This is a genomic window from Acetobacter cibinongensis, from assembly GCF_000963925.1.
In the GTDB taxonomy this organism is placed as follows: Bacteria; Pseudomonadota; Alphaproteobacteria; order Acetobacterales; family Acetobacteraceae; genus Acetobacter; species Acetobacter cibinongensis.
In genome coordinates this window covers 1-293 of the sequence record NZ_BAMV01000064.1, presented here as the reverse complement: position 1 = coordinate 293, position 293 = coordinate 1, and the positions used below count along the sequence as shown (strand labels likewise).

Genomic DNA, 293 nt, shown 5'->3' with positions numbered 1-293 from the left:
GGCGGATATGTTCCATCAGTTCCCTATCGCGCCGCGCACGCGGTCTGGCCCTAGTCGGATCTCTTGCTATGGCCGCCTGCTGGTAAAACGTGGACGGGGCAATCGGCAGAACGCGACAGATTGGCTCGACCCCGTAATCGGCACGGCAGGCTTCAATAAACGCGATCATTTGCGAAACGGGCGGTCGAGCTCCGCCTGAGCAAAATAAGCCGAGGCCTTCTTGAGGATCTCATTGGCCTGACGCAGTTCACGAACTTCCCGCTCCAACGCCTTGATCCGTGCCGTCTCGGCCG

The 293-nt window shown here is 60.1% G+C and carries 1 pseudogene and 1 other annotated feature; the pseudogene reads right to left on the bottom strand.

From position 1 onward, the window contains the following. Positions 1–293: pseudogene (locus tag Abci_RS13825) on the bottom strand (IS3 family transposase); the annotation flags it as partial. Beyond that, positions 95–211, bottom strand: a sequence feature (AL1L pseudoknot). Its footprint overlaps the pseudogene before it by 117 nt.